Origin of the sequence: Protofrankia sp. Cj5 (assembly GCF_917627405.1) — a bacterium.
Taxonomy (GTDB): domain Bacteria; phylum Actinomycetota; class Actinomycetes; order Frankiales; family Frankiaceae; genus Protofrankia.
Window position 1 is genome coordinate 1 of record NZ_CAKJTO010000119.1, and the last position, 13691, is coordinate 13691.

The following is a 13691-nucleotide window of genomic DNA, read 5'->3' on the forward strand; positions in this document are numbered from 1 at the left end:
CCCCCGACGGGCTACGCCACGGCCGCGGCCGTGGCGAGCGCCGCACAAGGCCTGCCCTCGGTCCCGGCGGGCAGGACCGCCACAGACGTTCTGCACGACACGCGCGAGGACGAACGCTAGCGATCTATCTGGATACCAGTGCGGTCGTCAAGCTCCTCCGCCGTGAGACGGAAACGGACGCGCTGGTCAAACAATCTCGACGCACACCCCGACCGCGAGCTTCTCACGTCCGCGCTGACCACCGTCGAGGCCGCACGGGCCCTGACCGCGATCGGCCCGGCGGACGTCGCGACCCGTGCCGTCCGCCGGTCGGACCGTATCGAGATCGGCGACAGCACCATCCCCGCCGTGTCGGTGACGGCGACGGTCCTCGACCTCGCGCTCGCTTTGCCCCCAGCGGTTCTCCGCTCGCTGGACGCCATCCATCTGGCCATCGCCCTCCTCGCCGGCGACAACCTCCACCACCTCATCACCTACGACAAGTGCAGTTATCATAGGTCGAGTTCTGCAAGGCGCGCGGACGGGGGATCACTGCGGTGCAGCTGCCGCGCAGGCCGGGCGACATGTTCGACCGGGAGTACGAGTGGACCGCGCTCGCCGCGTTCGCCACCGATCCGGGCGACGGAGCCACGCTCGGTATCGTGTCCGGACGCCGCCGCCAGGGCAAGACCTTCCTCCTGCGGGCGCTGTGCCAGGCGACCGGCGGCTTCTACTTCGCCGCCGACGAAGCCACCGACGGCGAATCGCTCCGCCGGATCGGCGCCGGCCTCGCCGACCACCTCGGCACCCGGCCCCGCTGGTCTTCGACACCTGGCACTCGGTCGTCGACGCCCTACTCGCACTCGGCCGCGATCGCTGCGTCCCCGTCGTCATCGACGAGTTCCCATACCTGGCCAAGGCCAATCCGGGCCTGCCGTCCGTCATCCAGAACGCACTCGCCCCACTGCGCGCGGAACGGGACAGCAGCCGCACCCGCCTCCTGCTGTGCGGATCAGCCATGGCCTTCATGGGCCGGCTGCTCGGGGGCAACGCGCCACTGCGCGGACGCGCCGGCCTCGAGCTCGTCGTACCGACCCTCGACCACCGCCTCACCGCCGAATTCTGGAAAATCGACGACCCGGTCACCGCCCTCAAGGTCAACGCGATCGTCGGCGGCACCCCGGCCTACCGCCGAGAATTCGCCCGCGACGACACGCCCGCGGGCCCCGACGACTTCGACCCCTGGGTCACCCGCACTGTGCTCTCCCCCACCAGCCCGCTGTTCCGCGAGGCCCGGTATCTACTCGCCGACGAACCGGACCTGCACGACATCGGTCTGTACCACTCGGTGCTCGCGGCGATCGCGGCCGGTAACAACAACCGCGGCGGCATCGCCTCCTACCTGGGCCGCAAATCCGGTGACCTCGCCCATCCGCTGACCGTCCTCGAGGACTGCGGAATGATCACACGTGAACCCGATGTCTTCAGGAACAACCGGACCAACTTCCGGATCGCCGAGCCACTCCTGGCCTTCTACCACGCGGTGATGCGCCCGATCTGGTCCGACCTTGAACACACCCGCGACGCCACCGGACTATGGCAACGCAGCCAACGCAGCCAACGCAGGTTCGTCGGCAATGTCCTGGGCCCGCACTTCGAACACATCTGCCGCCACTGGACCCGGCATCTGGCACCGGCCGAGCGCTTCGGCGACTACCCCAACCGTGTCGGCGCGGGCACCGTCAACGACCCGGCCAACAAGGCCAGCCACGAACTGGACGTCGTCGCTTTCGGTCTCGACGATGACAACCGGACGCCCCTGATCGCGATCGGCGAGGCGAAGTGGGGCGAAACCATGAGTGTGGGCCATCTCGCCCGGCTCCGCCGGATCCGCGCCCTGCTCGTCGGGCAAGGACGCCTCGGCGCCCAGACCGCGAAACTCACCTGCTACAGCGGCGCCGGATTCAGCGCGGAACTCCGGAGACTCGCCGAGGAGGACACCGACATCATCCTGGTCGGCCTCGACGATCTCTACCGACAGCCCTGACCGGCACAAACCCAGACAGCGGTTCGCCGCCCTCAAGGGTGCATGACCGCAGGTAACGACGCCGCGGCCGGCTACGCCCCTGGGGGCGGGCCTGCCCCGTGGAGACCCGCGCTCACCAGTCCGGCTGGGCACCCGCGTGCATCTGGCGGGTTTCACATGACCAGGTCTCGTCGCTCATCACAATTGATTTCTCACAATTGATTTCTTGTAGTCCCACTATCACCGAAAATTAGAGCCCCCGACAATAGAGAAGTGGATCAAGGAGTGGGGCTGGGGTGCGTGCATCGCGAGGCGGCGGAGAGAGTCACCCTGGTGTTGGGCTGCGACCGTCGACAACGACGCGAGATGCGTGCCCCAGCCCCGCTCCTTGATCCGCACCCCTATTGCCGGGCGTTCTTAGGCTTCGTGGGCTGCGATGGACGGCATCGAGCACCGCCGCGCCCGCCGCGACGGCGAGAGCCTGCGGGCCGAAGCTGCTTGGAAGCACCGTGAGCTCAGGGCTGTCGCGCAACCGCGAGTGCGCCGCGATCTCTTCGTACAGGTCGGCCAGCAGCTCCGGCAGGAAGATCGTAGTGCATTCGGTGAGCACGAGCACCTCGGGGTCAATCATGTCCAGGAGCATGGCCACCACACGGCCGACAATGCGAAGACGATCGCGCACGAGCGCCAGCACCCCGGGGTCACCGCGCCGGGCCACCTCCACCAGGCTCGCTATATCCGGGCTTTGGATCAATCCGGCCCGGATGGCCCGGTCCACCAGGGTCTGTTCCGAGATCGCTGCCTGCAGGCAGCCGGAGCGGCCACAGGGGCAGGTCACCGGCACATCCATCAACTGCAGGTGGGCTACATCCCCGGCGCCGCAATGCCGGCCGTGGTGCACTGTGCCGCCAGTGGCAATCGCCGCATCGACGACGTTGCCGACGAACAGGTGCACCAGGCTGCGTCGGGCCCGTGGATCCCCGAACAGGATCTCAGCCTGGGCGAGTGCGCGGGCGTGGCCGTCCACGTGGACCGGCAGGCTCGTCGCCGCGGCGAGTACCTGACGCACCGACACGTCGCGCCAGCCCAGCAGGCTGTGCTCAAGGATGACACCGCGCTGCGGATCCACCCGGCCGCCGGTGACCACGCCCAGGCCGACGGGGCGGCTTCCCCGGCAATGGCGCGCGGTGAAACGGGGGACGTGCTCGCCGATCTGGCGGAGCACCTCGCCGGGCGCGCCGTGGTGGGGCATGTTCTCCTCGGCCAGTACCCGGCCGCGCAGGTCCACCAGGCTGAAGGTGATGAAGGGCACCGCGATGTGCACACCGCAGGCGATGTGGTGTCGGGTGTCGATGTCCAGGGGAACGAAGGGCCGGCCTGCGCGAGGTGGGTCGGTAGGCACCGGCGCCTCCCGCAGCAGCCCGAGCGAGATCATATCCGCGGTCTGCCTCGACACGGCCGCCGGGCTCAGCCCGGTCGCCCGGCCGATGAGGGTACGGGCCACCGGCCCGTGGTCGAGCACGGCGCGCAGGACAGCCGCGGCGGAACCAGTGGTGCCGGGGTGACCCGCGGTGGTGGGCCGCGACGGAACCTGGCTCTGTATGTGCACCGGCACGGAATGCCCTCCATACACCGCGGTAGCGCGGAGCCACGGCGCTGCGGTCACGGGCCGCACCGCGGGCGGACGTCGGGGCGCACTCCTCACTCCGCCCGTGGTCGTGAAACCGGCGGAATGCGGCGTGGAAACATCCGGTACGGGCGACAGTTTTCGTGAATGTCGACAATTGGTCACGCCAGATGGCGTGACCCGGTCAGGCCGACGAACAGAGCGCGCTCGCCACTCGACGCAGGTCGACGTGGGCGCGACCGACCAGGAAGATGTGCCCGCACATACCGCTGACCGTAAGCAGATCGACGAAGATTGTCAACTAGCCCAGTGGAAAAACAGAAAAATCCGCCCCGCCATCGGAATGAACCGGTGACGGGGCGGATCGAGAGAGTCGCACCCAGCCAATGAGTATCGGACAGCAACGAAGGAGAGCGCCCGGCAATAGGAATATGGATCAAGAAGCGGGGCTGGGGTGCGTGTGTCGCGAGGCGGAGGCCCCGGTAGCGGTGTTTCTACCGGGGCCGACGACAACGACGCGAGGTGCGTGCCCTGGCCCCGCGACGCCACGTCCCCTATTGCCGGTCGCTCTTCATTACACCGCGACCGGCGTGTAATGCGAGGCGTCGTCACCGTCAATCGCGTAGCTACGCCGGCCGTCCACCCCCACCGGCACACCACCGGCCACGGTCACCCGATGCAACAGACGTGGGAGGTCGCCGTAGTCGTCCACCGCGTAGTGCTGGGTGATCCGATTGTCGAAGAAGGCGAGGTCGCCTGGCGCCCACCGCCAGCGAACGGTGTTCTCCGGCCGGGTCACATAGGTCTGCAACAGGCGGAGGATATCCCGTGACTCGGTCGTGGACAGGCCGACGACACGCTGCGCGAAACCGCCGATGAACAGGCCCCTCTCCCCCGTTTCAGGATGTACGCGGACCACCGGGTGAGCGGTCCGGTACTTCCGGGAGACGAATTTCTCCCGCAAGGCCTTCGTCTTCTCCGAATTCGCCGGCGGTATCGCATAGTCATAGTCGTTGGTGTGCTCCGCCCAGATCCGGTCGGCGAGTTCGCGCAGATCGACGGGCAGGTCCCGGTAGGCGGCCGCGGAGTTCGCGATGAGGGTGTCCCCACCATAGGGCGGGACCACGATGCTGCGCAGCGTGCTCGCGGACGGTGGACTGACGATGAACGTGACATCGGTGTGCCAGTTGTTGGCCCGGCCCTCAGCCGAATCGACCCGCAGCACGTTGGGGCTGCCGTCCAGGGACGGAACGGTCGGATGCGCCGTGGTGAGCTCGCCGAAACGCGCGGCGAAACGCTGCTGGCTCTCGTCAGCAAGCGTCTGGCCGCGGAAGAACAGTGCCTTGTGCTCCAGCAACGCCGCCCGGAGCAAAGCGATCGTCTCGTCGCCGAGATCGTCGCGAAGGTCCACGCCGAGCACCTCGGCGCCGATGCGTCCAGCGACCCTCCGGACATCGAAATCAGTACCGATGACGGTCATTGTTCTCCTTGATCGATCGTTCGGGTTGACCAGTCGTTCAGGTGCTCAGTGCGCGAGAAAAGGCTGCCCGGTGACGAGTTCGGATTGCTGCCCGTCAACGCCGACAGGAATGTCGCCGACGAGGGTGACCCGGTACAGCACCCGGTCGAAGTCGAGATGGCCGAGATCGGACGGCCCGAGATGCGCGGTGGCCCGGTTGTCCCAGAACGCGACGTCTCCCGGCTGCCACCGGAACCTCACCGTGTACTCCGGCCGGGACACCTCCTCGTAGAACAGTTCGAGCAGCCGGCGGCTCTGGCGGGACGAAAATCCGATGATCTCGCTCTCGCCCGCGGTGAAGCTCGGGCTGACGAACAGCGCACGCTCCCCGCTCTCCGGATGGACGCGTACCACCGGGTGGATCGCCAGCAGTGGTTCGGCTGCGACCTTCCTCGCATAGGCCGAGTCGGCGGCGAACAGACGGCGGTTCCCGCCGAAGCTGTGCTTGGCGCGCAGCTGGTCGGCCAGGCTCCGCAGTGGAGCCGGCAGGCCCTCATAGGCCGCGACGAGGTTGGTCCAAGCGGTGTCACCGCCGTACGGCGGGACGATGTCGGCACGCAGGATGGACCCGGCCGGCGGGTTCACCAGCGCCGTGACGTCAGTGTGCCAGCCGTTGTCGTACGTCACCTTCCTCGTGCCGAACTTCGCCTCGTAACGTCGGCTGTCGATGGGCAGGATCTGCGGGAAGCCGGCCGGCGGCTCGTCCTCATAGGGATGGGCGGGTGTGAGCTCACCGAACTTCGCCGCGAAGGCGATCTGCTCGGCGTGGCCGATCGACTGGCCGCGGAAGAAGACGACCTTCCAGCGCAGGAGGGCAGAGCGGATCTCAGCGACGGTCTGGTCGTCGAGATCCTGGCTCAGGTCGACGCCGTGGATCTCAGCCCCGGTGTAACCGGAGAGAGGTCGGACGTCGACCCCCAGTTCGTGTACGACATGCGTCATCGTCAGGTACTCCAGGATCGAGGTGGACCGGTGGCACCGCGCCGAACAGGTCGAGCGGCGCCCGGAGGGAAGAAAATGCGGCGTCTGGACGCGACGGCGCCCGGGCGGAGCCGTCTGCTGCTTCTCGCCCGCGGCCCGGCGGCATCACCCGGAAGCCGGTGATGCGCACAGCCGCGGGGACGGGATCGGCTAACAGCCCCGCGCGGTGACGGGACAAGACGGTAGGCAGGTTGCCTGACAACGGCGTCCAGCCTCGTCCGCGCTCTCGGGCCGCCAGCACCTCACCCGCGCCCATGCGGGGAGTGAGCGCCCGGACGGCAAGCACTCCATTGCGGCCATGGGGCCATGGTCAGTGCCCCTGTGGAGCCAGTCAACGTTTAGCGGAGCGGTGAAAATAATTGGTGCACGGTGCCCTCGGACGGACGACCCATGGTGCCGATCAAGGATGCGCCCGCAGTCCGCCGAGGCGTCGCCAGTGATATAGATCGCCCAGCCGCTTGACAAGCCTTCTTCCCGACCGACATAGTCGTCAATATGCAGGTCAGGCGATTCTCGATCCGGCGGACGGTGGACCACGTCCGCGTCGCCAGCGATCTGTGTCGGTCCTGACCCAGTCCTGCCGTCCTCGGGCATTCATGGTGGACATACCTGTAACCGGCTGACGCTGTGTTCAGCGTGCCCGTCAGTGTTGACGCCACGCCAGGTCCCACAGCCACCGGCACCTGCATACGGCAAGCCGACTGTTTCGTGCGTCGCCGTCACCAACCTGGCGGTAGCTGACTCACGGCCGAGCTGACTTACAGCGGCACGCCGTGCTATCGGCGACCCGGAAACCAACCCGGCCCGCACCGTCCGCCGCATTCCCCACCGCAGGCTGACCGTGCCGTCGAGCTGACTGAACCGTACCGACAATTCGCCCATCCTCTTCTGAAGGACGCATCATGTTCCGCACCATCCGCTGGAAATCCAAGACCGTCGGCGTCGCCTCGCTCCTGGCCGTGACGGCCCTGGCGGCAGCGGCCTGCGGCGGTGGCAACAGCGGTGCGAGCGCGGGCAGTGAGCAGACCGAACTGCGCTACCAGGGCTCGGTCGGCCAGGTCACCCCCGCCGAACTTGCCGCGGACCTCGGCTACCTCGGCCCGATCACACTCAAGTGGATCGGCAACACCATCAGCGGACCGCAGGACATCCAGGCCGCCGCCACGGGTGACACCGACTTCGGCGGTGCGTTCAACGGTGCCGTCATCAAGCTGGTAGCCGCCGGCGCCCCGATCAAAGCAGTGATCAGCTACTACGGTGTCGACAAGGACTCCTACATCGGCTATTACGTGCGTGACGGAAGCCCGATCACCTCCGCAAAGGACCTGATCGGCAAGAAGATCGGCATGAACACGCTCGGCGCGCATCTTGAGGCCGTCCTGGACACCTACCTCAGGCAGCAGGGCCTCAGCGCCGACGAGGTCAAACAGGTCGTTCCCACCGTGGTTCCGCCGGTCAACACCGAGCAGGCCCTGCGCGCTGGGCAGATCGACGTCGCCGCACTCGGCGGAATTCTGCGGGACAAGGCGCTGGAGCGAGGAGGGATCCACCCGCTGTTCAGCGACTTCGCGCTCTACGGGACGTTCTCCGCGGGCACCGTGGTATTGCGGAAGGATTTCATCGCGAAGAACCCCAGGACCACGAAGCAGTTTGTCGATGGTGTCGCCAGAGCGCTGGAATGGGCGAAGACGACACCCCGTGCGGAGGTGGTCGCCCGATTCGAGCAGATCATCGACAAACGGGGCCGCCAGGAGGACAAAACCGCGATCAAGTTCTGGAAGAGCTACGGGGTGGCCGGGCAGGGCGGACTCATCCAGGACACGGACTTCACCCGCTGGATCGACTTTCTGCGGGGGCGCGGCGAGCTGAAGAAAGACGTCGTGCTCACCGAGCTCTACACCAACGAGTTCAATCCGTTCCGACCTGCCACCGGCTCCTGAGAACGTGTTTGAGATGTCCGCTCCGGCTCGCTGATCGAACATTCCTTCGCAAACACGTTCCAACCCCGGCGGGCGGCAGGTGGTTCCCGGTACACCGGGCCGGGAACCACCTGCCACCGCGGTGAGGATGAATGCACATGACTACGATCGAATTCCAGCACGTCACGAAGAAGTTTACTGTCCGGGCCGACGCGGGATCGCATGGCACGACCACTGGCTTCACCGCGGTCTCCGGCGTGGACCTGGACATCCGCAGTGGAGAATTCCTCGTTTTGGTCGGGCCGAGCGGCTGCGGTAAGTCCACCCTGCTCGACCTGCTCGGTGGACTGACCAGACCCAGCGGTGGACGCATCCTGGTCGACGGGGCTCCGGTCTCGGGCCCGGGTCTCGACCGCGGGATCGTCTTCCAACAGTATGCGCTGTTCCCGTGGCGGACCGCGCTCGGGAACATCGAGTTCGGCCTTGAGGCCAAGCGTGTACCGAGGTCCGAACGTTCCGTCCGGGCGAAGTCGTATCTGGACCTGGTCGGTCTCACCGGATTCGAACGCCGCTATCCCCATGAGCTGTCCGGCGGCATGAAGCAGCGGGTGGCGATCGCACGCAGCCTCGCCTACGATCCGGCGGTTCTGCTCATGGACGAGCCGTTCGCCGCGCTCGATGCGCAGACCCGCGAAACGCTGCAGGACGAACTGCTGCGGATCTGGGCGCAGACGCGCAAGACGATCCTTTTCATTACGCACTCGATCGACGAGGCCGTGTATCTCGGTCAGCGGGTCGCCGTGATGACGTCGCGACCCGGCCGGATCAAACAGATCGTTGACGTCCCTTCCATCAGCGATGACAGCGGCGACCCCCGCTCCGACCCGGAGTTCGTGCGCTACCGGCACCTGCTCTGGGAGCTGCTCCACGACGAGGTCGCCAAGGCACAGCAGGCCGAACGCCGGGTCGACGGCGATCACGAAGCGGCTGGGACGAACGAGCATGACCGGAAAGAGGTGACCGGTGTCGGCAACCATCGATGAGATCATCGGTTCGACCGTGACCGTGACCGTGACCGCGACCGCGACCGACGGTTCGATCGACCCCGATGAGCTCTCCAGGCAGCGCGGTCGGCGATGGGGGGTCGCGCCGCTGCGGGTCGCGTCCGCCGTTCTGCGCCGCACCGCGGCAATCATCGCCCTGCTGGCCGCGTGGGAGCTGCTGCCCCGCTGGGGGGTTGTCGACCGGGTGTTCCTACCGCCGTTCTCGGAAGTGATCAAAGAATGGTGGGCGCTGTTCAACAGCGGTGACCTCTGGGTGCACACCCAGGCCAGCCTGCAACGCACCGGTGCTGGTTTCGCACTCGCCGTCGCGATCGCGCTGCCGCTGGGCCTGCTGATCGGTTGGTTCCGGACGGTGGCGGAGGTCCTGAGCCCATTGCTGGAATTGTTCCGCAACACCGCGGCGCTCGCCCTCCTACCGGTGTTCGTGCTGATTCTCGGCCTGGGCGAGGCATCAAAGATCGGAATTGTCACCTACGCCTGCGTCTGGCCGATCCTGTTGAACACCATCAGTGGTGTCCAAAATGTCGACCCGCTATTGATCAAGTCTGCGCGGTCGATGGGCCTGTCGTCACCGCGGCTGTTCCAGAAGGTCATCCTTCCCGCCGCCGTGCCGACGGTCTTCACCGGCATCCGCCTCGCCGGGTCCTTCGCGATCGTGGTGCTGATAGCCGCTGAGCTGGTCGGCGCCAAGGCCGGGCTCGGCTATCTGATCAATTATGCGCAGTCCAACTTCGCCATCGAGGAGATGTACGCCGGGATCATCACGATCTCCGTGATCGGGCTCGGCATCAACCACCTGCTCCTAGCCGTTGAACGGCGGTTGTCACGCTGGCGAGTCACGCCTGACGCCTGACACCACGAACACCACGAACACCACGACCGAATACCAGGCCACCGCACCGCCGATGATCGGGACCAGATGAGTGACCAACAGCGCGGCCAGCTGACGGCGGCCATCCCCATCCTTGACCATTCCACCTTTGACGAGGAAAAGCCCGTGGCCCGCGAACACGACTCCGTCCCACGCGCCGCGTCCACGGCCCACCGGCGCGACCCGTACGCGGGATTCGAAGGCCTGGTCGGCAGCACCTTTGCCGCGTCGGAGCCTGCCTGGCCAGCCCGTCACCGCGCGGACAGGAACGCGCCCAACATCATCGTGCTGCTCGTCGACGACATGGGTTACAGCGACATCGGCCCGTTCGGCTCGGAGATCGCCACGCCGACGCTTGACCTGCTCGCTGAACGCGGCCTCCGCCTGACGAACTACCACACCATGCCGCTGTGCTCACCCGCCCGTGCATCGCTGCTGACCGGCCTCAACGCGCACCGGGTGGGGTATTCGATGGTGGCCAACGCCGACCCCGGTTTCCCCGGCTACGGCATGGAGATCGCCGACGACATCCCCACCCTGGCAGAGCTGCTGCACGACGCCGGGTACGCCACCTACGCCGTCGGCAAGTGGCATCTGGCGCGCGACTCGGCGTCCAACGCGGCTGACGACCGTCGCAACTGGCCGCTGAGCAAGGGCTTCGACCAGTACTACGGAGTGCTGGAAGGCCTCACCAGTCTGTTCCACCCGCACCAGCTGGTCCGGGACAACAGCCCGCTGGACGTCGACGAGCTGCCCGACAGCTACTACTACACCGATGACATCACCGACCAGGCGATCTCGATGGTCAAGGCGCTGCGCGCGCACGACGCGGACAAGCCGTTCTTCCTCTACGTCGCGCACAACGCCGTTCACGGGCCGCTGCAGGCGAAGGCCGCCGACATCGAGCGGTACCGGGGCCGCTACGACGACGGCTGGGACGCACTGCGCGACGCCCGTTTCGCCAGGCAGCTCGCGGACAGTCTGTTCCCCGCGGGCACCCGGCTACCGCGGCGCAACTTCGAGGCCGGCTTTGAGGTCGACGCCTGGGGCGAGCTCACAGCGGACCAGCAGGCGCTGTACGCCCGGTACATGGAGGTCTACGCCGCGATGGTCGACAACATCGACCAGAACCTCGGCCGGCTGCTTGCGACCGTGGCGGACCTCGGTGAGCTGGACAACACCGTCATCGTGTTCACCTCGGACAACGGCGGTACCGGCGAAGGCGGCGCGCAGGGCACCCGCAGCTATTTCAAACGTTTCGTCCAGCACCCCGCGCTCCCGTCCGACTGGAACCCCGACGTCGAGCGCGAGCCGGAGCTGATCGGCGGCCCGCGCAGCCTGGTGCACTACCCGCGCGGCTGGGGCATGGCGTCCAACACACCGTTCCGGTTGTACAAGAGCCAGACGTACGCCGGCGGGGTGCGGGTACCGTTCGTCATCTCCTGGCCGGCCGGGCTGCGCCGGCCCGACGGCGACACCGGCATCCGTCCGCACTACCAGTACGTCACCGACATCGCGCCGACCCTGCTGGAACTTGCCGGAGCGGAACGCCCGACGATGCGGAACGGCGTGGCACTCCAGGAACCCGACGGGTTCAGCTTCGCCGCCATACTCGCTGACCCGACCGCGCCGAGCACCCATCATGAGCAGTACTGCGAGATGATCGGCAACCGCAGCTACTACCGCGGCGGCTGGAAGCTGGTCACGCTGCACCAGCCCGGCACCCCGTACGACGACGGCGAGTGGGCACTCTACGACATCCACCGGGACCCAACCGAGATCGACGACCTGTCCGCCGAACAGCCGAAGATCGTCAAAGAGCTTGCCGCCGCCTGGGAGGACGCAGCCTGGCGTAACGGTGTCTTCCCGCTGCTGGACGGCAGCGGCGCGCTGGCCGTCCGCAACCCGGCGGAGGAACTACTGCGACGGCCGCTGACTCTGCTGGCTGGCACGCCGGAGCTGGAACGCTACCGGTCGTCGAAGCTCATTGCCTTCCGCTCCTTCGACATCACGATCGAGCTGGCGGAGCACCGCGCCGACGACCAAGGGGTGTTCGTCTCACACGGCGACCAGGGTGGTGGCTACAGCGTGTATGTGGAGGACGGCCGTCTGCGCCTCGCCTACAACGAGTACGGCACGCTGTTCGAGGCCGACGCCGGACCGCTCACCGCCGGGCGGCACACCGTCGTCGTCTCCGCCCTGGCCGTGCCGGACCTGCGCTGGGACTGGCGGATTTCGGTCGACGGCATCGCGACCGGCCGGCTGGACGGCGTCCACCAGCTGATCGGCATGGCGCCGCTGCAGGGCATCAGTGTCGGTGTCGACCGCAAGTCCCCGGTGTCCTGGCCGGTGTACGAGCGGCACCGCACCTTCCGCTACACCGGTGCCCTGCGCTCGGTGACGTACACCCCCGGTCCGCCCGCACCGTACGATCCAGAAACGGTGATCCGCACCCTGCGGGAGGCCGCGGCCACCTTTGAATGACAGGGCACGCACCTCGCCGCGTCACTCCCATCCATCGCCAAACGCTCCTAGAGCGCCCGGCAATAGGGGCGTGGATCAAGGAGCGGAGCTGCTGGCCCACGCTGTGTGAGGGGCTGAGGCGGGACGCCGAGCACCGATCGGTGGACCGAAGGCGACAAAGTTCACTACGCCGGTGAACAATTGACAGTTTACGCTACGCATAATAGCGTAGCGTTCAACAACATGATCGCTATCGGTAAGATTTTTTGGTTTCGGTCCTCGGCGGGCTGGTCCGGGTGACGGCAGGTCGGGTTATGACCTGTGGGCGAGCAGCTCTGGCACCTTCGCCGGGCTGCTTAGGCGTTCCACCCACAGCCCGTGTCCGTCCTGCGCGTCATCTTCTCCGGGCGTCTTCCCGCACCTCGCGGCGCCAACAGAACATCGAGCAATCCTGAATGTCGACCAGCAGGGAGACAGCATGGTCACTCCAGTGGTGGTTGTCACCGGTGCCGCATCCGGAATCGGACGCGCGTGTGTGGAACTTTTCGCTGAGCGAGGATTCAAGGTTGTCGCCGTCGACCTGGCCGAGAATGGGCTGGCCGAACTGGCCGCGATAACAGGAGTTGTGACGCTCACCGGCGACATAGCCGCCGAGACGACCAACACGGCGATGGTGCGACTGGCCGCCGACCACTTCGGCCGGCTGGACGTGGCCGTGCTCAACGCCGGAATCGGCGGGACGCCTCCGTTGGAGGCGGCGGGTGCCATCGAGCGATTCGACCGAATACTAGCCGTCAACGTGCGGGGAGTGGCGCTGGGAATACGCGCCGCCGCACCGGCCCTGCGTGCCGCGGGCGGTGGCGCGATCGTCGTCACCGCGTCCGTTGCCGGCCTGCGCGGGGAGCCGGGCAACTGGGCCTACAACGCGTCCAAGGCCGCGGCGATCAACCTTGTTCGCGCAACCGCGATCGACTACGCCGCCCACGGCATCAGAATCAACACTCTCGCGCCCGGCGGCACGGTAACCGCGATGACCGCTGGTGCCCTCGCCAACCCGGAACTCGCGGCGGACGTCACCAGACGAATCCCGATGCAACGGTGGGCGAGCCCCCGAGAACAGGCGGAGGTCGTCTGGTTTCTGGCCTCGCCCGCGGCGTCGTACATCACCGGTGCCACGCTGCCCTGCGACGGTGGTCTCAACGCGAACACCGGAATCCTGCTCCCACCGCCCAGCCCGGCGAA

9 protein-coding genes and 2 pseudogenes are annotated in these 13691 nt (G+C 67.0%); 7 read left to right on the forward strand and 4 right to left on the reverse strand.

Annotated elements, in window-relative coordinates:
• Nucleotides 1-162: 162 nt before the first annotated feature.
• Nucleotides 163-423, forward strand: a pseudogene (locus MJ777_RS23230) (hypothetical protein); the annotation flags it as partial.
• A gap of 140 nt (nt 424-563) precedes the next feature.
• Nucleotides 564-2026: pseudogene (locus MJ777_RS19570) on the forward strand (ATP-binding protein).
• Between the two features lie 304 nt (nt 2027-2330).
• Here the strand turns inward: MJ777_RS19570 and MJ777_RS19575 are convergent.
• From MJ777_RS19575 to MJ777_RS19585, 4 genes are all read right to left on the reverse strand, one after another.
• On the reverse strand, nt 2331-3620 hold the full coding sequence (locus MJ777_RS19575) for an ROK family transcriptional regulator (RefSeq protein ID WP_370652779.1): 1290 nt from the start codon (nt 3618-3620) through the stop codon (nt 2331-2333).
• Nucleotides 3621-3816: 196 nt separating this feature from the next.
• Complete coding sequence (locus MJ777_RS23235; protein WP_370652780.1) at nt 3817-3897, reverse strand: putative leader peptide; 81 nt, start codon at nt 3895-3897, stop codon at nt 3817-3819.
• A gap of 309 nt (nt 3898-4206) precedes the next feature.
• Entirely contained in the window at nt 4207-5112 is a 906-nt protein-coding gene (locus MJ777_RS19580; RefSeq protein ID WP_239347422.1) for a TauD/TfdA family dioxygenase, read from the reverse strand.
• A gap of 45 nt (nt 5113-5157) precedes the next feature.
• Nucleotides 5158-6093: a TauD/TfdA family dioxygenase gene (locus MJ777_RS19585; protein ID WP_239308007.1), complete on the reverse strand. Its 936-nt coding sequence runs from the start codon at nt 6091-6093 to the stop codon at nt 5158-5160.
• A 941-nt stretch (nt 6094-7034) separates the two neighbouring features.
• Here MJ777_RS19585 and MJ777_RS19590 point away from each other — a divergent pair.
• The 5 genes from MJ777_RS19590 to MJ777_RS19610 form a co-directional block, all read left to right on the forward strand.
• Nucleotides 7035-8072, forward strand: a complete 1038-nt coding sequence (locus MJ777_RS19590; RefSeq protein WP_239377379.1) for an ABC transporter substrate-binding protein — start codon at nt 7035-7037, stop codon at nt 8070-8072.
• A gap of 137 nt (nt 8073-8209) precedes the next feature.
• Nucleotides 8210-9094 (forward strand): ABC transporter ATP-binding protein, encoded by an 885-nt coding sequence (locus tag MJ777_RS19595; protein ID WP_239347418.1) that lies wholly within the window; start codon nt 8210-8212, stop codon nt 9092-9094.
• Complete coding sequence (locus MJ777_RS19600) at nt 9075-9968, forward strand: ABC transporter permease (RefSeq protein ID WP_239377380.1); 894 nt, start codon at nt 9075-9077, stop codon at nt 9966-9968. Before MJ777_RS19595 ends, MJ777_RS19600 begins: the two co-directional genes overlap by 20 nt.
• A gap of 66 nt (nt 9969-10034) precedes the next feature.
• Nucleotides 10035-12470 carry an arylsulfatase gene (locus tag MJ777_RS19605; protein ID WP_239377381.1) on the forward strand — a complete coding sequence of 812 codons (2436 nt, stop codon included), beginning with the start codon at nt 10035-10037 and terminating at the stop codon, nt 12468-12470.
• 457 nt (nt 12471-12927) lie between these two features.
• Nucleotides 12928-13691 (forward strand): SDR family NAD(P)-dependent oxidoreductase (locus tag MJ777_RS19610; protein ID WP_239377382.1); only part of this gene is annotated, 764 nt, incomplete at its 3' end.

Bases quoted from the DNA above. Each gene is read 5' to 3' on its own strand.
- MJ777_RS23235 (WP_370652780.1), bottom strand. From the start codon at position 3,897: ATGTGCGGGCACATCTTCCTGGTCGGTCGCGCCCACGTCGACCTGCGT.
- MJ777_RS19580 (WP_239347422.1), bottom strand. From the start codon at position 5,112: ATGACCGTCATCGGTACTGATTTCGATGTCCGGAGGGTCGCTGGACGC.
- MJ777_RS19585 (WP_239308007.1), bottom strand. From the start codon at position 6,093: ATGACGCATGTCGTACACGAACTGGGGGTCGACGTCCGACCTCTCTCC.
- MJ777_RS19590 (WP_239377379.1), top strand. From the start codon at position 7,035: ATGTTCCGCACCATCCGCTGGAAATCCAAGACCGTCGGCGTCGCCTCG.
- MJ777_RS19595 (WP_239347418.1), top strand. From the start codon at position 8,210: ATGACTACGATCGAATTCCAGCACGTCACGAAGAAGTTTACTGTCCGG.
- MJ777_RS19605 (WP_239377381.1), top strand. From the start codon at position 10,035: ATGAGTGACCAACAGCGCGGCCAGCTGACGGCGGCCATCCCCATCCTT.